Below are 25,089 nucleotides of genomic sequence, written 5' to 3' on the forward strand. Positions count from 1 at the left end.
CGGTGCGGCCGGCGCCGCGGGCTCGGCGGCGGCCGGTGCCGGGGCCTCCGCCGCTGCGGGCGGGCCCGCCTCGGCGACGGCCGGGACGTCCGCGACCGCGGGGGCCGGGACGTCGACCGGTGCGACAGGCGCCGCGGGCGGCAGCTCCACCACGGCCGCGGCGACCTCGGAGGATGTGGCCGCGCCCGGCGGGGCACCGCCGGGCGGGGCGTCGCCCGGTGCGGCGACGGCTGCGGGTGCGCCCAGGAACAGGCCCCCCGCCAGCACGGTCGCCGAGGCACCGGCGACAGCCAGTCTTCTCGTCGTAGTCATGTCGATGTGTCTCCTGTATCCCGTCGTCGGCCCGGGCCCACCCCAGGACCGCCAGCGCACGGCACGATCCCAGCGGCCTCGTTCCCGCGCCCCCGCGCGGACGGCCCCCGTCACGTCGTGCCGCTCGTCGTTCGGCCCGGACGGACCGTTCGCCCGTCCCGCGGAGCCGGAACCCCTGCCGAAGAACTGCTGTGCTGTTAACTATCGTCCAGATCTCCGCATTAGCAAGGGCGAACGGATTCGTGACGGGAGGAGTCCGGGCCGCCGCACGGGAGCGCCGGCCCCGGGCGACCCGCCGCGCCCGGGGCACCGGGGCGTCCTCGCCGGCGGCCCGGAGCCGCACCGGCACCGGACTGCACTAGTGGGGACACGGCTCGGCTCGCCCCCGCCATTAACCTGTGCACATGATGGGGGGCGGGACGTGGTCCCACGGCGGCCGTCCGGGGGGACGGACGCTCCGACAGGGGGGGATCCGATGACGTCCGCGGTGCTCGAGGCCGAGAGCCTGGTCAAGATCTACGGCCGGGGGGACACCCGGTTCGCCGCGCTGCGCGGCGTGGACCTGCGGATCCGGCACGGGGAGTCCGTGGCCGTCGTCGGGAAGTCCGGCTCGGGCAAGTCGACCCTGATGCATCTGCTCGCGCTGCTCGACGCCCCGACCCACGGCACGGTGTCCTTCGACGGCAGGCCGGCGGCGTCGATGACGGCCCGCGAGCTCAACGCGACGCGCAACGCCGCGTTCGGCTTCGTGTTCCAGCAGTTCTACCTCACGGCGGACCAGACGGTCCTGGAGAACGTGGTGCTGCCGCTGCGGATCGCGGGGGTCCGCCCGGGCCTGCGCCGGCGCCGCGCCCTGGAGGTTCTGGAGCGCCTGGACGTGGCGGAGAAGGCCGCCTGCCGCGCCGCCGACCTGTCCGGCGGGCAGAAGCAGCGCGTGGCGCTCGCCCGCGCCCTGGTCAACGAGCCCTCCGTGATCTTCGCCGACGAGCCCACCGGCAACCTCGACTCGGCCACCGGCGCGGTGGTCCAGGACCTCCTGTTCGACCTCCACCGGGAGCAGGGCATCACCCTCGTCGTCGTCACCCACGACGACGACCTCGCGCGGCGCTGCGGCCGTCAGGTGCACCTGCACGACGGTCTCGTCGTGGCCGCCGCCCCGGCAGCCCCGGCCGCCGCGGCGGGCGCCGAGGTCGTCCTCGGAGCGGCGGGGGGCGCCCGGTGAGGTGGCCCGACCTGCTCGGCTCCGCGGTCTCCAACACCCGCCGCGCGCGGATCCGCACGGCCCTGACCGTGCTCGCCGTCTTCATCGGCGCGTTCGCCCTGACCCTCACCTCGGGCATGGGCACCGGGGTGAACCGGTACATCGACGACACCGTGGCCGCGTTCGGCGACGCCGACGCCCTCTACGTGCAGAAGTCGCAGCCGCTGATCGAGCTGTCCTCGACCTCCGGCCCCCGCGAGTACGACCCGGACACCACGCGGATCCGGACGGGGTTCGGCGTCTCCTTCGAGGGACTGACCGCCGAGGACATCGCGGTCATCGAGGGCATCGACGGGGTGCGCTCCGTGAAGCCGATGTACTCCGTGGCGCCCACCTACCTGGAGGCCGCCGACGGGAGCCGGTTCCAGCTCTCCCCGGGGATCCCGGTCGACGCCGTGGGCCTGCAGATGGTGGCCGGCGGGGCCCCCGCCACGGGCCGGGACGAGATCGCGGTCCCGGACAGCTGGGTCGCCGACCTGGGCTTCGCCTCCGCCCGGGACGCCGTGGGCGGGCGCGTCGACGTGGTCATGACGAACATGGCGGAGCAGGACAAGGCGTTCCCGGCCACGATCTCGGGCGTCACCCAGGCCAGCCTCGTCGGGACGTCCCTGAACCCCATCCCGTCGGACTCCTTCAACGAACGGCTCTACGACTACCAGGTCAGCGGCGTCCCGGAGGAGGTGCCGGAGAGCTTCGCGATGGCCACGGTCACGGTCGAGGACATGTCGCGGGCCCCCGGGATCCAGGCGCGGCTGGAGGACCACGACATGCTCGGGCTCACCGTGGAGGACCAGCTCGGGATGTTCCGCGCCGTGATCAACGCCATCGTCTGGATCCTCAACGCCTGCGCCGTCATCGCGCTCGTGGCCGCCGGCCTCGGCATCGTGAACACCCTGCTGATGTCGGTGCAGGAGCGGACCCGCGAGATCGGGCTCATGAAGGCCATGGGGATGAGCGGGGGCCGGGTCTTCGGCCTGTTCTCCCTCGAGGCCGTCGTCATCGGTTTCCTCGGGGCGGTGGTCGGCGCGGTCACGGGGGTCGCCGGCGGCTCCGCGCTGAGCCGCGCGCTGGCCGACGGGTTCCTGTCCGGGCTGCCCGGACTGGCCCTGTTCGCGTTCGAGCCGTGGCGGGTGGCGCTGATCGTGCTCTCCGTCATGGGGATCGCGTTCCTGGCCGGGACGATCCCCGCGGTCCGGGCCGCCCGGAAGGACCCCATCGCCTCCCTGCGCCACGAGTGACCGGTCCGGGCCCGGCCGGGCCCGTCAGCCCTCGCACTCGATGCAGTACCGGGCGCCGTCCTTCTCGCGGGCGAGCTGGCTGCGGTGGCGGACGAGGAAGCAGGACATGCAGGTGAACTCGTCGTCCTGCTCGGGCACCACCTGGATGAGCAGCTCCTCCTGGGACAGGTCCGCCCCCGGCAGGTCGATGCCCTCGGCCGTGTCCGCGTCGTCGACGTCGATCGCCGGGCTCTGCGCGGTGGCGCTGCGCTGCGCCTGGATCACCTCGAGGGACTCGTTGGCGGGCTCGTCCTCGGGCTTGACGCGGGGCTCGTCGTAATCGGTGGCCACGGGTGTGCCTCCTTCTGGGCGTGGTGCGGTCGGGTGCATGTCCACGCCACAACCCGGCGGGGCATGGGCCTATTCCCGGCGGTCCGGCACGCCCGGGGGACGCGGCGGCCGCGGTCGCCGCGTCCGGCCGGTCACAGGCCCTCCACGGTGTCCTGCAGGTCCAGGCACCGGCGCTCCGCGGGGATCTGCTCCACCGCGGAGCCCAGCTCCACGAGCAGGGTGGAGGACGCCACGGCGGTGCTGTCGAAGACGACCTCGACCGCCGGGTCCCGGCCGTAGGTCGTGGCGGTCCACGTGCTCCCGTCCTCGTCCTGGCGGATCAGCCAGTCGACCTCGTTGACGGCGGAGCAGGGGTCCGTGGTGGGCCCGGGCGGGGTCACGCCGCAGCGCACCACCGCGGCCGTGGGCTCGCCGTAGGCCGTGGTGGCCTGGCTCGTGGTCTCGCGCCGGTCGTGCTCGCCGACGGTCTCCGGCATGGCGAGCATCGCCGGGGCGCACCCCGGGTCGGCGGCGTTCTCGGCGGGGTCCACGGTCACGGCGGGGGAGCACCCCGACAGGACCGCTGCCAGGGCGCCCGCCCCCAGCACGGCGCGGGCGGATCGGGACAGGGGGAGCGAGGGCATGCCCCCAGCGTAATCCTCGGGGAGCCCCGTTCCCGCGTCCGGGGCCGTCGTTAGGATGAGCGCCATGACCCGACCCCCAGCGGAGCAGCCCCCCGTGCCCCACGCGCCGCCCGGCACCGGGCCGACCGTCGGGGAGCTCTCCGAGGCGGAGCTGCTCGAGCGCGTCCTCCCCCTGCTCCTGCGTCCCGCCGCCCCGCGGCCCGGAGCGGACCGCGTGCTGGTCGGCCCCGGCGACGACTGCGCCGTGGTCGCCGCCCCGGACGGGCGGTACGTGATCACCACGGACACCCAGGTGCAGGACCAGGACTTCCGTCTCGCCTGGGCCGGCGGCGCGGTCACCACCGGCTACGACACCGGGATGAAGTGCGCCGCGCAGAACCTCGCCGACGTCGCCGCGATGGGCGCCGTCCCGTCGGCCGTCGTCGTCTCGCTCACCCTCCCCCCGGAGACGCCCCTGTCCTGGCCCCTGGACTTCGCCCGCGGCCTCGTGGCCGGGCTGGAGACCATGGGCGCGGACCGCTGCGCGGTGGTCGGCGGGGACCTCGGCGCGGGCCGGGAGCTGTCGGTCACGGCCACGGTGACGGGCGACCTCGAGGGCCGGGAGCCGGTGCTCCGGTCCGGGGCGGGGCGGGGCGGCACGGTGGCGCTCGCCGGGACCACCGGGCGCGCCGCCGCGGGCGTGGCCCTGCTCGAGGACCGCCGCTACCGGCCCGGGCGGGACGAGGCCCTGGACGCGCTCGCCGCGGCGCAGCTGAGGCCGTGCGCCCCCGTGCCCGCCGGCCCCGCCGCCGCCCGCGCCGGGGCCACCGCGATGATCGACCTCTCCGACGGCCTGCTCCGCGACGCCGGCAGGGTCGCGGCCGCCAGCGGCGTCGTCGTCGACCTCGACGCCGCGGCCGTGGACGGACTGGCCGGGCCCCTGCGACCGGCCGCCCGGCTGCTCGGGACGGACCCCCGCGACTGGGTGCTGACCGGCGGCGAGGACCACGGGCTGCTCGCGGTCTTCCCGCCGGACGTGCCGCTGCCGGGAATGTTCCGTGCGATAGGCTCGTGTGCGCCCGCGCCCCCCGCGCACGACGACACCCTCCCCCGGGTGCTGCTCGACGGACGAGCGCCGCACCTCGCCCTCGGGCACCCGGTCGGCGAAGGATGGGATCACTTTGAACCATAGGATCGGATCGAACGCGGCCGTCATGCGGCGGTGGCTCGACCTGGCCCACCGTGATCTCGTGCGCCACAGCCCCGTCCTGAACGCCCTCAACGTCTTCCCGGTCGCGGACGCCGACACCGGGACCAACCTCGCGACCACGGTGCGCGCGGCGGCCGAGGCCGCCGCCGTGCTCGAGACCGGCGACGTCGGGGAGCTGCTCTCCCTCGCCGGCCAGGCCGCCCTCGAGGAGGCCCGCGGCAACTCGGGCACCCTGTTCTCCGTGTTCCTCACGGCCGTGGGGCACTCCCTGGAGGGCAGCACGAGGATGACCGCGGAGTCCGTGCGGCTCGCCCTGCACGCCGGCCACGTGCGCGCCTGGAGCGTGCTGACGGACCCCGTGGAGGGGACCATGCTCTCGGTCCTGGAGGCGGCCGCCGCCGTCCCCGTGCCGCAGGAGGTGGAGGACGGGTCCAACCAGCAGCTCAAGGAGCTCCTGGCCGGTGTGAGCACCGCCGCCCGCGCCGCGGTGCTCGTGACCCCGGACCAGCTCCCGGTCCTGCGGGAGACCGGCACGGTCGACGCCGGCGCGCTGGGCATGCTCGTCGTCTTCGACGCCCTCGCCCGCACCGTGGGCGGGGACGACGCCGGTGACGAGAACGCGCTCGACGCCCTGATCGACGCCGCCGCGGCCCGGGCCGCCGGCGCCGGGGGCACGGGGCACGCCGTGCACGGCGGCGTGGAGGTGATGTGCACCGTGGAGCTGACCCCGCTGGACGCCGCGGAGCTGCGCCACGAGCTCAGCGAGGTGGGCACCAGCGTGATCATGAGCGCGGTGACCGAGACGGGGGACGGCTACCGGTGGCGCGTGCACGTCCACGTGCCGCGGCCGGAGGACGCCCTCACGGTGATCGGCGCCCGCGGCCAGGCCGTGAACCTCACGGTGACCTCCCTGTCGGAGGCGGACGGATGAGGCGTCCCTGAGATGACCCGACCCCACGGCGGCGGGGCGTTCCCCGACCCGGTCCCCGAGCTCGACCAGCCGCTGGCCCGGCTGCTGGGGAAGACCACGGCCGACCAGCTGGCCCGCCAGCTCTCGGTGTCCACGATCGGGCAGCTGCTCGACCACTTCCCCCGCCGGTACATGCCGCGGGGCGAGCTCACGCCGTTCTCGGAGCTGCGCATCGACCAGCAGGTGACCATCGTGGCCGAGGTGGTGCACGCCTCCACCCGCCGGATGCGCTCCCGGCGCGGGTCCATCACGGACGTGGTGATCACGGACCGCGCCTCCACCGACCCGCAGCGGCTGTTCGCGGACGGGGACCCCGGCCCGGGGCGGACGATGCGGCTCAGCTTCTTCAACGCCTGGACCGCGGCCCGGGACCTGCCCCCGGGCACGCACGCCCTGTTCTCCGGACGGGTCGGGCTGTACAACGGCGCCGTGACCATGACCAACCCGCACTACGCGATCCTCGACCCGGACGCCCCGGAGGCGGGGGAGACCGCCGAGGAGCGCGCGGGCCGGCCCATCCCCATCTACCCGGCCACGGCGAAGCTGACCACGGACAAGATCGCCCGCGCCGTGCACTCGCTGCTGCCGATCGTGGACTTCGGGGCCGTCCCGGAGCCGCTGCCGGACGGGATCCTGGAGCGGGAGGGCCTCATGGGGCTCGAGGAGGCGTACTGGCAGGTCCACCGCCCCCGGGACACCCGCGCCCACGGGGAGGCCCGCCGCCGGTTCCGCTACCAGGAGGCGTTCCTGCTCCAGTGCGCCCTGGCCCGCCGCCGCGCCGAGCTCGCCGCGCACCCCACCACCGCCCGCCCGGGCGTCCCCGGAGGCATCCTCGCCCGGTTCGACGCCGGGCTGCCGTTCGAGCTGACCACCGGTCAGCGCGCCGTGGGGGAGGAGCTCGCGGCGGAGCTCGCCGGCACCCGTCCCATGAACCGGCTGCTCCAGGGCGACGTCGGCTCCGGCAAGACCCTCGTGGCCCTGCGGGCGATGCTGCAGGTCGTCGACTCCGGCGCGCAGGCCGCGCTGCTGGCCCCCACCGAGGTGCTCGCCGCCCAGCACCACGGGTCCGTGGTCCGCTCCCTCGGCCCGCTCGCGCAGGCGGGCCTGCTCGGCGGGGACCCGGACGGCACGCAGGTCGTGCTGCTCACCGGGTCCATGGGCGCCGCGGCGCGCAAGCGGGCCCTGCTGCGGATCGCGTCGGGGGAGGCCGGGATCGTCATCGGCACCCACGCCCTGCTCTCGGAGGTCGTGCAGTTCGCCGACCTCGGGCTGGTCGTGGTGGACGAGCAGCACCGCTTCGGGGTCGAGCAGCGCGACCGGCTGCGGGACAAGGCCGGGCGGCCCCCGCACCTGCTGGTGATGACCGCGACCCCCATCCCCCGCACCGTGGCGATGACCGTCTTCGGGGACCTGGACGTCTCCGTCCTCGACCAGCTCCCGGCCGGCCGGCAGCCGATCGCCACCCACACCGTGGGGCTCGTGGAGCACCCGGGCTGGGAGCGGCGGCTGTGGCGCCGGGCCCGGGAGGAGATCGACGCGGGCCGTCAGGTGTACGTGGTCGCGCCCAAGATCGGCGACGACGAGGAGCCGCCGCCGCACGCCTCCCTCGCGGAGTCGGCGCTCGCGGCGGCCTCGGCGGACGAGGAGTCCGAGGCGGCGCTGGCGTCCGTCACCTGGCTGGCGGAGCTCGTGGCCGCCGAGCCCGTGCTGGCCGGCGTGCGCGCCGAGGTGCTGCACGGCCGGCTCGACCCGGACCGGAAGTCCCGCCTCATGGAGGAGTTCGCGGCGGGGGACGTACCGCTGCTCGTGTGCACCACCGTGGTCGAGGTCGGCGTGGACGTGCCCAACGCCACGCTGATGATCATCGTGGACGCCGACCGGTTCGGCATCTCCCAGCTGCACCAGCTGCGCGGCCGGATCGGGCGCGGCGGGCACGCCGGGACGTGCCTGCTCGTCACCCGGCGCCCCGCCGAGCACCCGTCGCGGGAGCGGATCGAGGTGGTGGCCGCGTCCACGGACGGCTTCGAGCTCGCGCGCGCGGACCTCGAGCTGCGCCGGGAGGGCGACATCCTGGGCGCCGCCCAGTCCGGGGGCCGCTCGACCCTGCGCCTGCTGCGGGCCCTGGACGACGCCGAGCTCATCGAGCGGGCCCGCCGGGACGCCGTGACCGTCCTGGGCGAGGACCCCCAGCTGCTCGAGCACCCCGAGCTGGCCGAGGCCATCGAGCGCTACCTCGACCCGGACGCCGAGGCGTTCCTGGACCGGGGCTGAGCGCCGTGCCGCAGCACCACGGACCGCAGCGCCACGGACGGCAGCACCAGGGATCGCGCAGGACAGGAGGGGAGCACGCGTGAGCAGGATCATCGCCGGGGCCGCCGGAGGGCTGCGCCTGCGCTCCGTGCCGGGCCGGGACACCCGGCCCACGACCGACCGGGTCAAGGAGTCGCTCTTCGCCCGGCTCGAGGCCTGGGGCATGCTCCGGGACGCCCGGGTCCTGGACCTGTTCGCCGGCTCGGGGGCCCTCGGCTGCGAGGCCGCGAGCCGCGGCGCGGCCGCCGTGACGCTCGTGGAGCGGCACGCGGGGGCGGCGCGGGTCTGCCGCGCCAACGCCGGGACGGTCCACGGGGCCCTCGGGCGCGACGACGTCGTCACGGTCCGGCACGGGGCGGTCGGCGCCTACCTGGCGGATCCCGCCGAGGGGCCGTGGGACCTGGTCCTGGCCGATCCGCCCTACCCCCTCCCGGAGGCCGAGCTCACCGCGGCCCTCGCCCCGCTGGCGGGCCGACTGCGGGAGGGCGGGGTGGTCGTGGTCGAGCGCTCCTCCCGGTCCCCGGAGCCCGGCTGGCCGCAGGGCCTGCGCCGCTTCGAGCAGAAGCGGCACGGGGAGACCACCGTGTGGTTCGCCGAGACGGACGTCACATCGCCGTCCCCGACCGGCGCGTCGCACTGAGCACCTGCGCCGCTGGGCGCACCCGCTTTGACAAGATTCGACAGGCAGCAACGAGCACGGGCCCCGGCCCGGGAGTAACGGAGGACGTCCATGAGGATCACGGTTCTGGGAACGGGATACCTGGGGGCCACGCACGCCGCGTCGATGGCGGAGATGGGCTTCGAGGTGCTGGGGGTGGACGTCGACCCGGAGAAGGTCGACGCCCTGTCCCGCGGCGAGCTGCCCTTCCACGAGCCGGGCCTGGGCGAGCTGCTGCGCGAGCACGTGGGCACGGGACGGCTGCGCTTCACCACGAGCTACGAGGAGGCCGGCGCCTTCGGCGACGTCCACTTCGTCGGCGTGGGCACCCCGCAGCGGGCGGGCAGCTTCGCGGCGGACATGCGCTACGTCGACGCCGCGGTCGGCTCGATCGCCGCGGCCGCCACGAAGGACTGCGTCATCGCGGGCAAGTCCACGGTCCCGGTCGGCTCCGCCCGCCGCCTGGCCGACCTGGCGAAGGCCTCCGCCCGCGACGGGGTGGACGTGTCCCTGGTGTGGAACCCCGAGTTCCTGCGCGAGGGCTACGCCGTGGAGGACACCCTGACCCCGGACCGGATGGTGCTCGGCGCCGAGGACCCGGCCGCGGAAGCCGTGATGCGCCGGGTCTACGCCCGGCAGCTGGAGGCCGGCGTCCCCCTGATCGTCACCGATTTCGAGACCGCCGAGCTCGTGAAGGTCGCGGCCAACGCCTTCCTGGCCACCAAGATCTCCTTCATCAACGCCCTGTCCGAGCTCACCGAGGTGGTCGGCGGGGACATCCGCACCCTCGCCGACGCGATCGGGCTCGACGAGCGCATCGGGCGGAAGTTCCTCAACGCCGGGGTCGGCTTCGGCGGCGGCTGCCTGCCGAAGGACATCCGGGCGCTGCGGGCCCGTGCCGCGGAGCTCGGGGTGGAGCAGTCGGTGCGCTTCCTCGCCGAGGTGGACGACATCAACGTCCGCCGCCGCGGCCACACGGTGGAGACGGTCACCCAGATGCTGGGCGGCTCCGTGGTGGGCCGGCAGGTCGCCGTGCTCGGGGCGGCCTTCAAGCCGGACTCCGACGACGTGCGCGACTCCCCGGCCCTGGACATCGCGGCCCGGCTGCACTCGATCGGCGCCGAGGTCGCCGTCTACGACCCCGAGGCCAACGCCAACGCCGCCAAGCGCTATCCCCGCCTGGACTACGTGGACTCCCTCGAGGCCGCCGTCACCGGCGCCGAGGTCGTGGTGCTGCTCACCGAGTGGGCCGAGTTCAAGGCGATGACCCCGGAGCAGCTCGACCCGCTGGTCGCCGTCCCGCAGATCCTCGACGGGCGCAACGTGCTCGACCCCGACCGCTGGACCGCGGCCGGCTTCTGCTACCGCTCCCTCGGCCGCCGGGCGGCCGCCGTCTGAGCCCGCCCCGGCGCGCCGGGGCGGGCGCTCAGCCCGCCAGGCGCCGCCCGGCCTGCTCCAGGACGTCCAGGCGCTTGCCGAACGAGAAGCGCATCCACGAGGCGTACAGCCCCCGGTGCTCCGCGGAGGCGAGGGCCGGCACGGGCACGCCCACCACGCCGGCCCGCTCGGCCAGCACCGGGGCCAGGTGCTCGGCGTCCTCGACCCCGTGCCGCTCGCACAGCCCGCGCACGTCCGCCACGACGAAGAACGTGCCCTGCGGCTCGAACGGCTCCGCGCCCGCCGCGGCCAGGCCCCGCACGAGCACGTCCCGGCGGCGCCGGAAGTCCTCGGTGAGCCGGGCGTAGAAGTCGTCGGGCCCGCGCAGGGCGGTGGCCGCCCCGATCTGCAGCGGCGTGGCGGCGCTGTGCGTGAGGTAGGCCTTCGTGGCGCGCACGGGGCCCACGAGGTGCGCGGGCCCGCTGACCCAGCCCACGCGCCACCCCGTGGCCGAGAAGGACTTCCCCACGGAGGAGACGGTGAGGGTCCGCCCGAAGGCCTCCGGCAGCGCGGCGAGCGGGCGGTGCCCGCCCGCGTAGCGCAGGTGCTCGTAGACCTCGTCGGTCACCACCACGCAGTCGTGCTCGGCGGCGAGGCCGGCCAGGCGGGACAGGACGTCGTCGTCGAACACGGTCCCGGTGGGGTTGTGCGGGTCGTTGAGGATCACCATGCGGGTGCGGGGCCCGAAGGCCGCGGCGAGGCGGTCGAGGTCCGGGGCGAAGCGCGGCGGCTCGAGGGGGACCGTGACCAGCCGTGCGCCCGCGAACTCCACGACGGCGCCGTAGAGGTCGTAGTGCGGCTCGAACACCACGACCTCGTCCCCGGGCCGCAGGAACGCGAGCAGGCTCGCCGCCAGGCCCTCGGACGCGCCCACGGTGACGACGACGCCGGAGCCCGGGTCCAGCTCGATCCCGTAGAACCGGCGCTGGTGCTCGGCGACGGCCTCCTGCAGCAGCGGCAGCCCCGCCACCGGGGAGTACTGGTTGCCGCCGCCGTGCAGCGCGCCGGCGGCGGCCTCGAGCATCTCCTGCGGCCCGTCGACGTCCGGGAAGCCCTGCCCCAGGTTGATGGCGCCCGTCCGTGCGGCCAGCCGCGACATCTCCTCGAAGACGGTTCCGGAGAGCTCCCCGGTGCCGGTGAGCAGACCGCCTCCCCGGGCCATGCGCTCCCAGGGGGGACCGGTCGGGGACGGGGCGGCGGCGTCGGTGGCATCCATGGCCGCCAGTCTAGGGTCCCGTGCCGGCTCCCGGGGGCGGGCCGGCGCCGAGCCGCACGAGGGTCTCCGCCAGCCCCTCGACGAACACCGGGAGGTCGGGCACCACGTCGGCGTCGGCCACCACGTCGACGCCCAGGGCGCCCGCGTAGGAGACCACCCCCACCGCGAGGGCCAGGTTGCCCTGCACGGCGCCGAGCTGGAAGAGCTCGCGCACCGGCGCCCCCGCGAAGCGCAGCGGCGCCGAGGGGCCGCGCACGTTGCTGAGCAGGAGGTTGACGAGCCGCTGCCGGTCCATGACGCGGACCGTCCAGCGCTGGGCGAGCCGGCCGCCGGGCCGGTACGGCGGGCGGGACCGCTGTGCCGCGGTAGTCGCCGCGATCCGCCGCAGCCGCGCGGCGGGGTCGGGCTCGTCCACGGGCACGGCCACCACGCGCACGCCCGTCCGGTTGCCGCCCGTAGGGTCCCCCGGAGCGCGCACGGAGGCGACCACCGAGACCTTCAGCTCCGGCACGCCGGCCAGCTCCCCGCGTGCGGCCAGCAGCCGCCGGGCGCCGCCCGCCACGGCGGTGAGCACCACGTCGTTGACCGTCCCGCCGTGCCGGTGGGCCAGCTCCCGGGCCGCCTCGAGGTCCGCGCGCACGAGCGCGGCGCCGCGCCGCGGTCCCACGGGGCGGTTGATGGACAGCGCCGGGGCGCGCCCCTCCGCGAGCGCGCCGCGCAGCTGGGCGGCCCGCCCGCGCAGACGGGCCGCGGCGCGGGCCGGGACCTGTGCCGCACCACCGGCCGGCCGCGCGCCGGTCGGCGCGCCCGGCACGACCGGTCGGCCCGGTGCGCCCGTCCCGCCGCCGGGGACGGCCGCCGGGTCGAACAGGGGCGCGAGCAGGCTCAGCGCCGCCAGACCGTCGGCGAGCACGTGGTGCCACCGGATCAGCAGGCCGAGCCGGCCGTCGGCGAGCCCGGGGAGCAGCCACAGCTCCCACAGGGGCCGGTCCCCGGGGAGGGGGAGCGCATCGATTCCTGTGCACACCCGGAGCAGGGCCTCCTCGTCCCCCGGGGGCGGCACCGGGCGGCTGCGCACGTGCCGGGAGACGTCGAAGACGGGGTCGTCGAGCCACATGGGCCGCCTGCCGCTGGGCCGTGCGAGCACCTGGCGGAGCCGCCGGACGTCCCGGGTGCGCCGTTCGACGTGCTCCCGGACGGTGTCGAGGCGCACCTTCCCGCCGGGACCGAGGAGCGGGGCGGGCTCCAGGAGGGCCAGGGCCGCGGCGTGCATGGGCACCCCGTGCCGCTCCACCCGCAGGTTGGCCTCGTCCAGGGCGCTGATCCGCTGCCCGGGCCGCACCCGGCGGCGCTGGTGGCTCATGGCGGTGCTCCGCTCTCGCAGGACGGGTCCTCCGCCCTCCACGGTACGCCGCCGGGGCGCGGCGCGCGCCTAGGATGGCACCCATGCACCGAGTGATCTGCCCCGGCTCCTTCGACCCCCTCCACAACGGCCACGTGGAGGTCGTCGCGCGCGCCGCGGCCCTCTTCGACGAGGTCGTCGTCGCGGTCTCCACCAACCCGCACAAGCGCTACCGCTTCGACGCGGAGCGGCGGCTGGCCCTGGCGCAGGAGAGCTTCGAGGGCGTCGCCGGCGTCGTCGTCGAGCCCATGGGCGCCGGCCTGCTCGCGGAGTACGCGGCGCAGCGCGGGGCGGTGGCCCTGGTCAAGGGGCTGCGCTCGGGGGAGGACTACGAGTACGAGGTGCCGATGGCCACCATGAACCGCCACCTCACGGGGGTGGAGACGGTCTTCCTGCCCGGCGACCCCCGCTTCCTGCACCTGTCCTCGACGCTCGTGAAGGAGGTCCAGGGCCTCGGCGGGGACGTCTCCGGGTTCGTGCCGGCGCCCGTGCTGCGGGCCCTGCAGGGCTGAGCGGGACGGCCTCGTCCCGGCGCGCCGGGAGCCGCCCCGTTTGAGAACGCGCGGCACGGCACGCTAACATGGTCTGTCGGTCAGAATTTCACCAGGAGTCAGTCATCAGTCGCGAGAACAGTTCGCCCCTCACCATCGGTGTCCGGGACCTCGAGCACCGCCCGGGGACGATGCGACGCCTGGAGGAAGTTGTGCCCGCGCCGGAGAACTTCGGCAACGCACTCATCGGCGCCCCGGAGGGCTCGGACATCGACCTTGACCTCCGGCTGGAATCCGTCCACGACGGGATCCTGGTGTCCGGCACCGCCGTCGTGGCCATCCACGGCGAGTGCAGCCGGTGCCTCGACCCGATCGACTACGATCTGGACGTCGACGTGCAGGAGCTCTACGTCTTCGACGCCGCCACCGACGGTGGGGAGGAGTCCGAGGACGACCAGATGTATGAAGTTCAGGACGAGAGCATCGACCTCGAACCCATGCTTCGGGACGCAGTGATCACACAGCTGCCGTTCCAACCGGTGTGCCGGGAGGACTGCCAGGGGTTGTGCGCCCAGTGCGGCGCGCGCCTGGAGGACGACCCGGGTCACCACCACGAGGTGCTCGATCCTCGCTGGAGCGCCCTGTCGGGGCTGCTCGAGCAGGACACCTCGACCCAGACGACCGAACCGAGAGAAGAGAGATAGCCGTGGCTGTTCCCAAGCGGAAAATGTCCCGTGCGAATACCCGTGCACGCCGTTCCCAGTGGAAGGCGACCGCGCCGAAGCTGGTCAAGACCGTCGAGAACGGCAAGGTCAGCTACAGCCTGCCGCACCAGGCCAAGGTCGTGACCGACTCCGCCGGGACCGCGCTGTTCCTGGAGTACAAGGGCCGCAAGGTGGCCGACGCCTGACCACGGTGAACTCCACCGCGACATCTCAGGACCTGCTGGAGCGTCTCGGCGTCGACATCGACGCCGGGACGCTCCGTCTTGCCCTGACCCACCGCTCCTACGCGTACGAGCACGAGGGGCAGGGCCACAACGAGCGGCTCGAGTTCCTCGGCGACTCCGTGCTGGGCCTCGCGGTCACCGACGAGATCTTCCACCGCTATCCCGACGACTCCGAGGGCAACCTCGCGAAGATCCGCTCGGCGGTGGTGAGCACCCGCACGCTGGCCGAACTCGCCCGGTCCCTGGACGTGGGGCCCCACATCCGCCTGGGCAAGGGAGAGGTGCGGACCAACGGGCACGAGAAGGCCTCGATCCTCGCCGACACCATGGAGGCGCTGATCGGCGCCGTCTACGTGAGCTCCGGGCTCGCGGCGGCCCGGGCGTTCGTGCTGCGGCTCGTGGTGCCCCTGCTGGAGGACGGCTTCGTGATGAGCGAGGGCCGGGACTGGAAGACCGAGATCCAGGAGCTCGCGGCGGCCCGCGGCCTGGGTCCCGTCCGCTACGCCGTGGAGGGCACGGGCCCCGACCACGACCGCCGCTACGAGGCCCACGTGCTCGTCGGCGGCCAGGACCACGGCACGGGGACCGGCACCACCAAGAAGGAGGCCGAGCGCTCCGCCGCGGCGCAGGCCTGCGCGACCCTGGTCGCCCGCCGGGGTGGCTGAGCGCGTGCCCCGGAGCCCCCGTGCCTGAGCTGCCCGAGGTCGAGGTCGTCCGACGCGGTGTGGAGCGCTGGGTGGTCGGCCGCCGGATCGAGTCCGTGCAGGTCCTGGACGCCCGCTCGGTGCGCCGCCACGAGGCCGGCCCCGTCTCCTTCGGGCACGAGCTGGACGGCGCGGTCGTCGCCGACGCCGTGCGCCGCGGCAAGTTCCTGTGGCTGCCCCTGACCAGCGCGCACGGCGCGCCGCCGCAGGAGGCCCTGCTGGTCCACCTCGGGATGAGCGGGCAGCTGCTGGTCAAGGACGCCGGGCTGCCCGACGAGAAGCACCTGAAGGTGCGGCTGGGCCTGTCCGAGCGCCCCGGCACCCCGGCGGAGCTGCGCTTCGTGGACCAGCGGATCTTCGGCGGCATGCTCCTCGACCGGCTCGTGCCCACCGGCGACGGCGCCCCGGGCGGGCGCTCGGCCACGGGCGCGCCCCTGGTGCCCGCCCGGGCCGCCCACATCGGCCGGGACCCGCTGGACCCCGCCTTCGACGCGGAGCGCTTCCACGACCGGCTCCGCCGGCGCCGGACCGGGCTCAAGCGCGCGCTGCTGGACCAGTCCCTCGTCTCCGGGATCGGCAACATCTACGCGGACGAGGCGCTGTGGCAGGCCCGCCTGCACTGGGCCCGGCCCACGGACACGCTCCGGCGGCCCGAGACGCTGCGCGTGCTCGGGGCCGTGCGCAAGGTCATGGACCGCGCCCTGGCGGCGGGCGGGACGAGCTTCGACTCCCTCTACGTCAACGTCAACGGTGAGTCCGGGTACTTCGCCCGCTCCCTCAACGCCTACGGCCGGGCCTCCCTGCCCTGCCCGCGCTGCGCGGACGAGGGACGGAGCGCCCTGATCGTGCGGGAGCAGTTCATGAACCGCTCCTCCTACCGGTGCCCGGTCTGCCAGCGCACGCCCCGCAACGCCCGGTTCTGACCGGGCGCCGCGCCGCGCGGGCTCAGGAGTCCCCGGCGGCCGTGGACCCGGTGGCGGGCATCGGGGCGTCGTGGGCGCCCAGCGGATGGGTGCGGTAGTACGCGCGCAGCCGCTCCATGCCCTCCTCGACCGTCACGGACGGCGTCCAGTCGAGGACCTCGCGGGTGCTCTGCTGCTCGAACCAGTGGGCGGTGGACATCTGCTCGGCCAGGAAGGCCGTCATCGGCGGCTCGTCGGCCCCCGGGCGCAGCGCCCACACCTTCTCGATGACCCGGCCGGCCAGCCGGGCCACGGCGCCCGGGACCCGGCGCGCCGGCGGCTCCACCCCGGCCGCCCGGCAGAAGCCCGCCACGAGCTCGCCCACGGTGCGGGGCTGGCCGTTCGTGACGACCAGCGCCTGCCCGTGCGCCCACTCGATCCGCTCCAGCGCCCGCACGATCGCCTCGGCCGCGTTGTCGATGTAGGTGGTGTCGATCAGCGCCGCGCCGTGGTCGAGCAGCGGCAGCCGCCCCCGCGCCGCGCGGTCGACGATCCGCTCGACGAGCTGGGTGTCGCCGGGGCCCCACACGATGTGCGGGCGCACGGCCGTGACGCGCAGCCCGCGTCCGTCCGCCTCGAGGGCGAGCAGCTCGGCCGCGGCCTTGGACCGGGCGTAGTCGCCGCGGGCGTGCACCGGGTCGGCCGGCCGGGCGGACTCGCCCACGATGGAGCTGCCGGTGTGGGCGACCGACGGGGAGGACACGAACACCACGTTGTCCACGCCCGCCGACCGCGCGGACTCCAGGACCACGCGGGTGCCGGTCACGTTGGTCAGCACGAACTCGTCCCAGTCCCCGGCGAAGGAGACCTTCGCGGCGAGGTGGACGACGTCGTCGACGCCCTCCACGGCCCGCGCGACGGCGTCCGGGTCCGCGACGGAGCCCAGGACCTCCTCGACGTTCGGCTGGTCGGCCAGCGGCGCGTGCCCGCGCTGGAGCAGCCGGACCGTCCACCCGCGGGCCGCGAGCAGCCGCGCCACGTGCTCCCCGAGCATCCCCGAGGCGCCGGTGACGAGCACGGTCCGTCCCTCCCCGGTCAGCTCCTGCCGCCCGCGCTCCACCTCGTGGCTGCCGGTGCCGGCCGGTGGGGCGCCCTCCGCCACGGAGGCGTCGTAGGCGGGGACCTTGTCGTCGTGCGGGCCGTCCTGGCGGTGCTTGCCGTTCACGGGTTCCTGATCCTTCCTCCGGCCAGGGCGGAGTCCGCCCAGCGGGCCAGCAGGGCTCGGTCGATCTTGGAGTTGTGCCGGATGTCGGTGGGGTGCTCCGGGAGCACGAGCACGGCCGCGAGGTCCAGGCCCGTGGCCTCGCGCACCGCGGCGCGCACGGCGCCGGAGAGCAGCGGGTCCGCAGGGCCCGGGCGGGAGGCCGGGGGGACGGTCTCCACGACGGCCACGGGCACCTGGGTGCCCGCCGGCCCGACCCCGACCACGGCGGTGCGGCCGACCCCGGGCACGGTCTGCGCCGCGTGCTCCGCGGCGACCGGCGTGAGCACGCCGCCGGCGGCGACGATCACGTGGGCGAGGCGGCCCTCGACCCACAGCCGGCCGGCGGCGTCGAAGTGCCCGACGTCCCCGGTGCGGTGCCAGCCGGGCAGCTGGGTGCTCAGGTGCTCCGTGTACCACAGCCGGTCGTAGCGGTCCTTGACGTGCGGGGCGCGGGCGACGATCTCGCCGGTGATCCCGGGCTCCGTGGTGATCTCGTCCGCGGGGACGCCGTCCGGGCGCAGGGCGGTGACGCCGAGCTCGCCGCCGTGCACGGCGGTGCCCACGCACACGCCGTTGCCGGCGCCGGCCACGGCGGTGCCCCGGCTGTCCCGGTCCGCCTGCCGGATGGTCCCGAGGGTCACGTCCGTGAGGGGCAGCCCCTCGGTCATGCCGTAGGGGGTGTGCAGCGTCGCCGCGGGCACGAGCTCCTGCAGCTGCGCCAGCAGCGGCTCCGGCAGGGGCGCCCCGGCCGAGAGCACGAGCTCCACGAGCTCCAGGGCCCGCCGCTGCCCCTCGTCCAGCTCGTGCCGGGTGGCCAGGACGTTGGCGATCGCGGCGGGGGAGAGGAACACCGCCGTGGCCTGGATGGCCGAGGCGGCGTCGGCCAGGGCGCGGGCCGTGAGGGTCTTCGGCGCGGTCACGTCCATGTCCGGGGTCACCGAGGTGGTCCCCATCGCGGGCCCGAGCAGCGCGAACGGGGCGAAGCCCGCCACGAGCCCCGTGCCGGCGGCGAGCCCGTAGGTGCCCCGGACGGCGTCCCGCATGGCGGAGAGCTGGCGGTGGGTGTAGACGACGCCCTTGGCCGGGCCCGTGGAGCCCGAGGTGAACAGCACCGCGGCGTCCGTGTCCGGGTCCGGGGCGGGCAGCTCCGGCCGCGGGGCGGAGGCCAGCAGCCCGGGGACGTCGTGCGCCACGCCGAGGGCCCGGCGGGACACGGGGTCGAGGGCCTCGAGGGAGATCCGGGTGCCCGGCCAGCCGAGGGCCCGGCCGGCGACGAGCGCCCTGCGGATGCCCACGAGCCAGGCCGGCGCGGCCCCCCGCAGCGCCCGGGTGAGGCCCTTGGGGCCGAGGCCGGAGTCCGCCACGACGACGACGGCCCCGATGCGCAGGCACGCGTAGAGCAGCGCGGTGAGGTCCGAGCCCGGCGGCACCATGAGGCTCACGCGGTCCCCGGGGCGCACACCGATGCCGGTCAGCCCGGCGGCGAGGCGGTCCACGCGATCGGCGAGCTCCGCCCAGCTCAGGCTCGCCCGCACCGGCGGGACGCGGGCCCCCGCGTGCGGGTCGCCCGGGGTGGGCGCCATGTCCACGACGGCGAGGCCGAGGTCGGCCCGCCGCGCGTCGAGCTCCGCCGGGAAGGGGACGTGCTCGGCACGCGCGGTGGCGCGGCGCCGCAGGTGCAGCTCGCGGCGGCCGGGGCCGGGGCCGAAGCGGTCGGCGAGCCAGGCCATGATCGGGGTCGCGACGTCCCGGTCCTCCGGCAGCAGGTGCAGGGCGCCCTCGAAGCGGTGGACGTCGGCGTGCGGCATGCGGCGCACGAGGTCGTGCAGGTAGCGCTCCTGGAACACGGGGTCCCCGGTGCCCCAGAGCAGCAGGGCCGGGACGTCGCGCTCGGCCACGCCGGCGGCGATCTGCTCGTAGCGGGCGTGGGAGGGGTGGTCCGCGGCGGCGGGGATGTCGGCCACGAAGTTGCGGATCGCCTCGCGCCGGGCCCGCGTGGCGTACGGGGCCCGGTAGGCCGCCCGGACCTCGCGGGACAGGGCGGGCTCCGCGAGTGCGAGGGCCACGTCGAGGAAGCTCGTGGTCCGCTCCGTGAGCAGCCCGTGCGCGGCCGGGGCCAGCGCCAGCCGCAGGGAGGCGGGGATCTGCTCGGCGTTGTCGTGGTGCACGGCGGTGTTGGTGAGGATCGTGGCGCGGTGGACGTCCGGGTGCTCCAGGGCCCAGCCGGAGGAGACGAGCCCGCCCCAGTCGTGGGCGAGGGTCACCACGGGACCGGGGCCCGCGTCCAGGCCGAGCTCGGCCGTGAGGTCGCCCAGGTCGCGGACCCGGTCGTCGAGGCGGCGGAAGAGCCCGGTGCGCTCGGAGAAGCCCATGTCGAGCTGGTCCACGGCCACGACGCGCCAGGGGTTCGCGGGGTCGGTCCCGGCGGCCAGCACGTCGCGCCACAGGTAGGACCAGGTGGGGTTGCCGTGCACAGCCAGGACCGTGCCCCGCGGGGTGAGTCCCGCGGCCTCGAGGGAGGCCGCGTTGTCGAGGACGTGCCAGCGGCGGCGCCGGCCGGGGACGGGCTCCACGGGGGCGCTCGAGGCGACCGTGACCGTGCGGGACCACGCCGGGTCCACCCCGGGCAGGGGCACCTCCGTCATGGGCAGCCGCGCCGCGTCCGGCTCTCCGGTCTGCGGGGTCGTGGACGGTCGTCTGCGTGCCATGGTCGTGGGGCTCCTCGAAGGGTCTCTCGTGCGGGGGCGTCTCGGGCGGGGCGCCGGCGTCAGTGCCGGGGGGTCACCAGTCGATCTCCATGTAGGTCGCGTTGAGCCCGGAGCCCACGCCGAGCAGCAGCACCCGCTCGTCCGGCCGGAGCCGCTCGGCCTCCAGCGCGAGGGTCATGGGCAGCGCGGCGGCCGCGACGTTGCCCCAGAACGGGAACGTCAGCGGGAACTTCGCCGGGTCGATCCCGACGTCCTGGAACAGCTTGTTGGTGTGGGACATGGACACCTGGTGGCCGATGTAGCGGTCCATGTCCGCCCAGTCCCAGCCGTCCTCGTGCGCGTCCCGCCAGGCGTCCGCGAGCAGTCCCACGCCGTGCTTGAGCAGCCCCGTGGCGTCGGTGTACATGCCGTCGAAGCCGCCGATGCACAGCCCGTGGTGCTCGGTCGCGGAGCGGGTCACGGAGCCCGCGATGCGGTGGCCCTCCGGGTGCCGGTCGGCGGGGCCGACCACGGCGGCCGCCGCGCCGCAGCCCAGGGTCAGGGTCGCGAACTCGCGCACCACGTCCGCCCGGGTCACGTCCGGGCCCTGCAGCCGCTCGTACGTCTCGCGGTGCCAGGGGGTCGGGTCCTCGCCGGCGACGACGACGGCGTAGTCGATCGCGCCCGAGTCGATCATCGTGGCGGCGATCGTGAGCCCGTTGACGAAGCCGAGGCAGGCGTTGGTGACGTCGAAGTTCAGGGCGGAGGGGGCCAGGCCGAGCCGGTGGTGCACGGACACCGAGACCGCCGGCTCGTAGCCGTCGCGGGTCACCGAGGCGTTGATGAGCAGCCCCACCTGGTCCGGGCGCACGCCGGCCCGCTCCAGGGCCGCCTCGCCCGCCTCCACGGCGCCGTCGGTGAAGTGCCGCCCATCGGCCCAGACGCGCCGCTCGTTGACGCCCGCGAGCCGCTCCAGCAGGCCCTTCGGCATCTTCAGCCGCGCGAAGGTGTCCGCCAGGACCTCGTCGGCGTGGGACGAGGGCACGGCCACGTCGGCCTCGACCTTGGTGATGGCCAGGAGGGCGGCGTTGCGGTGACGGATCGAGGAATTACCGGTCAAGGTCTCTGGCTTTCGTTAGGGTCTCGCCGACGCCCCGGCCCGCCCGGGGAGGGGCGCGGTCGCAGGGAGGGCAGGTCGTGCTGGTCGCGGCCAGTCTACCGGCCGGTTCCGCGGCCGCGGCCCGGGCCCGGCCGTTTCTCTGTAGGCTGATCATCCGCCGCGGCCGCCGTCCGCGCGGGCCGGCCCCCGGGCTCCGCGCGCCGGCGCCGGTCGCGTCCGCCGTCCCCTCCGCCGTCCCGGACGCCGCCCGCGGCGCCGCGGCGCCGTCCGGGCGCCCGAGTACAGTGGTGGCGACCCCCGACGCGCCCACCCCAGGAGACCGGACACCCGTGCACCTGAAGACCCTGACCGTGCGGGGGTTCAAGTCCTTCGCCTCGGCCACCACCTTCGAGTTCGAGCCCGGGGTCACCGCCGTCGTCGGCCCCAACGGCTCGGGCAAGTCCAACGTGGTCGACGCCCTGGCGTGGGTGATGGGGGAGCAGGGCGCCAAGTCCCTGCGCGGCGGGAAGATGGAGGACGTCATCTTCGCCGGCACCGCCGGCCGGGCCCCGCTCGGGCGCGCGCACGTGTCGCTGACCATCGACAACGCCGACGGCGCGCTGCCCATCGAGTACGCCGAGGTCACGATCTCGCGCACGCTGTTCCGCTCCGGGGGCTCCGAGTACGCGATCAACGGCCGGCCGTGCCGGCTGCTCGACATCCAGGAGCTGCTCTCCGACTCGGGGCTCGGCCGCGAGATGCACGTCATCGTGGGCCAGGGCCAGCTCGACCGCATCCTGCAGGCCACCCCGGAGGAGCGCCGGGGCTTCGTCGAGGAGGCCTCGGGCATCCTCAAGCACCGCCGCCGCAAGGAGCGGACGCTGCGCAAGCTCGAGGCGATGCAGGCGAACCTCGACCGGCTCGAGGACCTCACCGGCGAGATCCGCCGCCAGCTCACCCCGCTGGGCCGCCAGGCCAGGACGGCCCGCCGCGCCCAGCGGATCCAGCACGACGTCCGCGACGCCCGGGCCCGGCTGCTGGCCGACGACCTCGTGCAGGCCCGCACGAGCCTCGCCGTCGACGAGGACGCCGAGCGCCGGCTGCGCGCCGAGCGCGCCGACGCCGAGCAGGCCCTCGACGCCGGCCGCACCCGCCAGGCCGACGTCGAGGCCCGCGCCGCCCAGACGACGCCCGCCCTCAACGCCGCCCGGGACACCTGGTACCAGCTCACCGCCGTGCAGGAGCGCTACCGCTCCCTGGCCTCGCTCGCCGCCGAACGGCGCCGGCTGCTGGGCTCCGCCGCCGAGCCGGCGGAGCCCGGACGGGACCCGGACCGGCTCGACGCCCAGGCGGCCCGCACCCGGGAGGAGCAGCGCCTGCTCCTCGAGCAGGTCGAGGACGCCGTCGACGCCCTCGCCGAGGCCATCCAGGGTCGCGAGGACGCGGAGGCCGCCGCGCGGGACCAGGACGCCGTGGTGACGGGCCTGCTCCGGGCCGCCGCCGACCGGCGGGAGGGCGCGGCCCGGCTCACCGGCGCGGTCGCGGCGGCCCGCTCCCGGGTGGAGGCCGCCGAGAACGAGCTCTCCCGCCTGCACGCCACCCACGCGGACGCCGGACGGCGCCGGGTCCGGGCCGCCGCCGAGGCCGACAGCCTGGCGCTCGCGGCCCAGGACGCGGCCGGCGCCGCCGACAGGGCCCGCGCCCGGCACGAGGAGGACGCCGCGGCCGCCGCCGGGGCCCGCGCCGCGGCGCGGGAGGCCGAGGCCGCCGCCCAGGAGCTGCTGCGCGCCCACGACGCCCAGCGCGCCCGCGCCGAGACCCTGCGCGCCGCCCTGCGCCAGCCCGACGGCTCCGCGGCCGTCCGGGAGCGGCACGCCGACGCCGTGCTCGGCGCCGTCGTGGACCTCGTCGACGTCGAGCCCGGCTGGGAGCGGGCGGTCACCGCCGCCATGGGACCCTTCGCCGAGGCCCTCGCCGTGCGCTCGCACGGCGCGGCCGTCTCCGTCTTCGAGTCCCTGCGCGCCGACGGCGTGGGCCGGGTGCACCTGCTGGTGGCCGGGGCCGCCCCCGAGCGCTCCGGCCCGGCCCCGGCGGTCCCGGACCGCCCGGGGGTCCGGCCCGCCGCGGCCGTGCTGCGCGCCGGCACCCCGGCGGGCGCCGGCGACGACACCGGCGACGACGCCCGGCGCGGCGCGGCCGCCGTCCGGGCCCTGCTCGCCGCGACCGTGCTCACCGAGGACGCCGCCACGGCGGCCCGGGTCGTGGCCGACGCGCCCGGGCTCACGGCCGTCACCCGGGGCGGGGACGTGTTCACCGGCACCAGCGCCTGGGGCGGGGCCGCGGAGGCGGCCGGCGCGCTCGAGACCCGCGCCGCGGCCGAGGCCGCCGAGGCGGAGCGGGCCGAGCTCGCCACGGCCCTCGAGGAGGCCCGGGCCACGTCCCGGACGGCGGCCGAGGCCCGGGACACCGCCCGCCGGGCCGCCGAGGAGACCGCGGGGCTCCTGCGCACCGCCGAGCGCACGGCGGACCGGGCGGCGTCCGAGCTCTCCCGGGTCCGGGCCGTGCTGGACTCCGCCGAGGCGGAGACCCGCCGCTTCGACGAGCAGGTCGCCGCCGCGCAGGAGCACCTGGCCCGCGAGCAGGATCGGCTGCGGGAGGCCGCCGAGCGGCTCGAGGCCGCGGAGGAGCACGGCCCGGAGGACACCGAGACCGCCCACCTCGAGGCCGTCGCCCGCCGCGACGAGCTGCACCGGGCCGCCACCGCGGCCCGCACCGCGGAGACGGAGGCCCGGCTGGCCCTGCGCTCCCTGGAGGAGCAGGCCCGCGCCCTCGGCAACCGGGCCGCGTCCCAGGAGCGGGCCGCCGCGTCCGAGCGCCGGGCACGGGAAGAGGCGGAGCGCCGGGCGCGCCGCCGCCGGCTGCAGGCCCGCAACGCCGAGGCGGTGCTCGCCGGGGCCGAGCAGCTGCTCGAGCTCGTGGCGGCGTCCGTGACGGCCGCCGCCGCGGAGCGGGACCGGGCCGAGGCGGTCCGGGCCGGGCTGGACGCGGAGCTCACGGACCTGCGCGCCGCGAACGACCGGCTCGCCGCGCGGCTCGCCGAGCTCACCGACTCCGTGCACCGGGACGAGCTGGCCCGCACCCAGCAGCGCGCCCGGGTCCAGGCGCTCGAGGACCGCTCCCTCGAGGAGCTGGGGCTCACCCCGGACACGCTCGTGGAGCACTACGGGCCGCACCTGCCGGTCCCCGGGCCCGAGGCGGCGCAGGAGCCGGCAGCGGCGCAGGACTCCGGCCCCGCGGGCTCCGCGCCCCCGGCGGCCGACGGCGGCCAGGAGGCGCTGTTCGGCGCCGGGCACGACACCGGGTCCGGGGCCGTGGAGGGTGCTCCCTACGTGCGCGCCGAGCAGGAGCGGCGGCTGCGCCGGGCCGAGAAGGAGCTCGCCTCCCTGGGGCGGGTGAACCCGCTGGCGCTGGAGGAGTTCGCGGCCCTCGAGGAGCGCCACCGCTTCCTGGCCGAGCAGCTCGAGGACCTCAAGCGGTCCCGGCAGGACCTGCGCAGCATCATCCGGGACGTCGACGAGCACGTGGAGCGCGTCTTCACGGAGGCCTACGCCGACACCGCACGGCAGTTCGAGGGCGTCTTCGCCACCCTGTTCCCCGGCGGGGAGGGCCGGCTGCGCCTGACCGACCCCACGGACATGCTCAGCACCGGCATCGACGTCGAGGCCCGCCCGGCCGGGAAGAAGATCAAGCGGCTGTCCCTGCTCTCCGGCGGGGAGCGCTCGCTCACGGCGATCGCGCTGCTCGTGGCGATCTTCAAGGCCCGGCCCTCGCCCTTCTACGTCATGGACGAGGTCGAGGCGGCCCTCGACGACCGCAACCTCGGGCGCCTGCTGAGCATCTTCCGCCAGCTCCAGGAGACCTCGCAGCTGATCATCATCACCCACCAGAAGCGGACCATGGAGATCGCCGACGCCCTCTACGGGGTGGCGATGCGCGGGGACGGCGTGACCACCGTCATCGGTCAGCGGCTCGCCGAGCTGCGCTGAG

At 76.0% G+C, this 25,089-nt stretch carries 20 protein-coding genes and 1 pseudogene; 13 read left to right on the forward strand and 8 right to left on the reverse strand.

The genetic code is table 11. The annotated features are described in order from the left end of the window. Window positions 1-312 (reverse strand): annotated as a pseudogene (locus tag ACPYN7_RS15550) (DNA polymerase III subunit gamma/tau); the annotation flags it as partial. A 475-nt stretch (window positions 313-787) separates the two neighbouring features. Between ACPYN7_RS15550 and ACPYN7_RS15555 the strand changes: the two are divergent. After that, on the forward strand, window positions 788-1,534 hold the full coding sequence (locus tag ACPYN7_RS15555; protein ID WP_058874641.1) for an ABC transporter ATP-binding protein: 747 nt from the start codon (window positions 788-790) through the stop codon (window positions 1,532-1,534). Next, window positions 1,531-2,811 (forward strand): ABC transporter permease, encoded by a 1,281-nt coding sequence (locus ACPYN7_RS15560; RefSeq protein ID WP_058874640.1) that lies wholly within the window; start codon window positions 1,531-1,533, stop codon window positions 2,809-2,811. Before ACPYN7_RS15555 ends, ACPYN7_RS15560 begins: the two co-directional genes overlap by 4 nt. 24 nt (window positions 2,812-2,835) lie before the next feature. Here ACPYN7_RS15560 and ACPYN7_RS15565 read toward each other — a convergent pair whose 3' ends face one another. Together ACPYN7_RS15565 and ACPYN7_RS15570 are read right to left on the reverse strand one after the other, a co-directional pair. Then, a complete protein-coding gene (locus tag ACPYN7_RS15565) occupies window positions 2,836-3,141 on the reverse strand; it encodes a DUF4193 domain-containing protein (protein ID WP_058874639.1) in 306 nt (101 codons plus the stop codon). A 131-nt stretch (window positions 3,142-3,272) separates the two neighbouring features. Further along, window positions 3,273-3,764, reverse strand: a complete 492-nt coding sequence (locus ACPYN7_RS15570; protein WP_424348246.1) for a DUF3515 family protein — start codon at window positions 3,762-3,764, stop codon at window positions 3,273-3,275. A gap of 64 nt (window positions 3,765-3,828) precedes the next feature. Between ACPYN7_RS15570 and thiL the strand changes: the two genes are divergently transcribed. From thiL to ACPYN7_RS15595, 5 genes are all read left to right on the forward strand, one after another. Further along, window positions 3,829-4,935: a thiamine-phosphate kinase gene (thiL, locus tag ACPYN7_RS15575; RefSeq protein ID WP_424348247.1), complete on the forward strand. Its 1,107-nt coding sequence runs from the start codon at window positions 3,829-3,831 to the stop codon at window positions 4,933-4,935. Then, a complete protein-coding gene (locus ACPYN7_RS15580; RefSeq protein WP_424348248.1) occupies window positions 4,925-5,884 on the forward strand; it encodes a DAK2 domain-containing protein in 960 nt (319 codons plus the stop codon). The genes thiL and ACPYN7_RS15580 overlap by 11 nt, the downstream gene beginning before the upstream one ends. A 12-nt stretch (window positions 5,885-5,896) precedes the next feature. Beyond that, window positions 5,897-8,194, forward strand: a complete 2,298-nt coding sequence (locus ACPYN7_RS15585) for an ATP-dependent DNA helicase RecG (RefSeq protein WP_424348249.1) — start codon at window positions 5,897-5,899, stop codon at window positions 8,192-8,194. A 79-nt stretch (window positions 8,195-8,273) separates the two neighbouring features. Further along, window positions 8,274-8,873, forward strand: coding sequence for a 16S rRNA (guanine(966)-N(2))-methyltransferase RsmD (gene rsmD, locus ACPYN7_RS15590; RefSeq protein WP_424348250.1), 600 nt, complete (start codon window positions 8,274-8,276; stop codon window positions 8,871-8,873). A gap of 90 nt (window positions 8,874-8,963) precedes the next feature. Continuing rightward, window positions 8,964-10,289, forward strand: a complete 1,326-nt coding sequence (locus ACPYN7_RS15595) for a UDP-glucose dehydrogenase family protein (protein ID WP_058874633.1) — start codon at window positions 8,964-8,966, stop codon at window positions 10,287-10,289. A 28-nt stretch (window positions 10,290-10,317) separates the two neighbouring features. Here the strand turns inward: ACPYN7_RS15595 and ACPYN7_RS15600 are convergent, their stop codons facing one another. Next, window positions 10,318-11,544 carry an aminotransferase class I/II-fold pyridoxal phosphate-dependent enzyme gene (locus ACPYN7_RS15600; RefSeq protein WP_424348251.1) on the reverse strand — a complete coding sequence of 409 codons (1,227 nt, stop codon included), beginning with the start codon at window positions 11,542-11,544 and terminating at the stop codon, window positions 10,318-10,320. A gap of 10 nt (window positions 11,545-11,554) precedes the next feature. Then, entirely contained in the window at window positions 11,555-12,907 is a 1,353-nt protein-coding gene (locus ACPYN7_RS15605) for a wax ester/triacylglycerol synthase domain-containing protein (protein ID WP_424348252.1), read from the reverse strand. An 83-nt stretch (window positions 12,908-12,990) separates the two neighbouring features. On the opposite strand from ACPYN7_RS15605, the gene coaD reads away from it, so the two are divergent. The 5 genes from coaD (at window position 12,991) to mutM (ending at window position 16,013) form a co-directional block, all read left to right on the forward strand. Then, the gene (gene coaD / locus ACPYN7_RS15610) at window positions 12,991-13,458 is read left to right on the forward strand and encodes a pantetheine-phosphate adenylyltransferase (protein ID WP_058874630.1); all 468 of its coding nucleotides are present in this window, start codon (window positions 12,991-12,993) and stop codon (window positions 13,456-13,458) included. Between the two features lie 170 nt (window positions 13,459-13,628). Further along, complete coding sequence (locus tag ACPYN7_RS15615; RefSeq protein ID WP_331457121.1) at window positions 13,629-14,141, forward strand: YceD family protein; 513 nt, start codon at window positions 13,629-13,631, stop codon at window positions 14,139-14,141. A gap of 2 nt (window positions 14,142-14,143) precedes the next feature. Continuing rightward, window positions 14,144-14,347: a 50S ribosomal protein L32 gene (gene rpmF / locus ACPYN7_RS15620; protein WP_058874629.1), complete on the forward strand. Its 204-nt coding sequence runs from the start codon at window positions 14,144-14,146 to the stop codon at window positions 14,345-14,347. A 5-nt stretch (window positions 14,348-14,352) separates the two neighbouring features. Then, window positions 14,353-15,051, forward strand: coding sequence for a ribonuclease III (gene rnc / locus ACPYN7_RS15625; protein WP_058874628.1), 699 nt, complete (start codon window positions 14,353-14,355; stop codon window positions 15,049-15,051). Between the two features lie 20 nt (window positions 15,052-15,071). After that, on the forward strand, window positions 15,072-16,013 hold the full coding sequence (gene mutM, locus ACPYN7_RS15630) for a bifunctional DNA-formamidopyrimidine glycosylase/DNA-(apurinic or apyrimidinic site) lyase (protein WP_424348253.1): 942 nt from the start codon (window positions 15,072-15,074) through the stop codon (window positions 16,011-16,013). A gap of 22 nt (window positions 16,014-16,035) precedes the next feature. Here the strand turns inward: mutM and ACPYN7_RS15635 are convergent, their stop codons facing one another. The 3 genes from ACPYN7_RS15635 to ACPYN7_RS15645 form a co-directional block, all read right to left on the reverse strand. After that, complete coding sequence (locus ACPYN7_RS15635) at window positions 16,036-17,217, reverse strand: NAD-dependent epimerase/dehydratase family protein (RefSeq protein ID WP_424348254.1); 1,182 nt, start codon at window positions 17,215-17,217, stop codon at window positions 16,036-16,038. Then, complete coding sequence (locus tag ACPYN7_RS15640; RefSeq protein WP_424348269.1) at window positions 17,214-19,901, reverse strand: alpha/beta fold hydrolase; 2,688 nt, start codon at window positions 19,899-19,901, stop codon at window positions 17,214-17,216. The genes ACPYN7_RS15635 and ACPYN7_RS15640 overlap by 4 nt, the downstream gene beginning before the upstream one ends. Before the next feature lie 136 nt (window positions 19,902-20,037). Beyond that, window positions 20,038-21,063 carry a 3-oxoacyl-ACP synthase III gene (locus ACPYN7_RS15645; protein WP_058874625.1) on the reverse strand — a complete coding sequence of 342 codons (1,026 nt, stop codon included), beginning with the start codon at window positions 21,061-21,063 and terminating at the stop codon, window positions 20,038-20,040. Window positions 21,064-21,392: 329 nt separating this feature from the next. Here ACPYN7_RS15645 and smc point away from each other — a divergent pair, with 329 nt between their 5' ends. Then, window positions 21,393-25,088: a chromosome segregation protein SMC gene (smc, locus tag ACPYN7_RS15650; protein WP_424348255.1), complete on the forward strand. Its 3,696-nt coding sequence runs from the start codon at window positions 21,393-21,395 to the stop codon at window positions 25,086-25,088. Window position 25,089: the final 1 nt, after the last annotated feature.

Origin of the sequence: Kocuria sp. CH-021, from assembly GCF_049716185.1 — a bacterium.
GTDB classification, from domain to species: domain Bacteria; phylum Actinomycetota; class Actinomycetes; order Actinomycetales; family Micrococcaceae; genus Kocuria; species Kocuria cellulosilytica.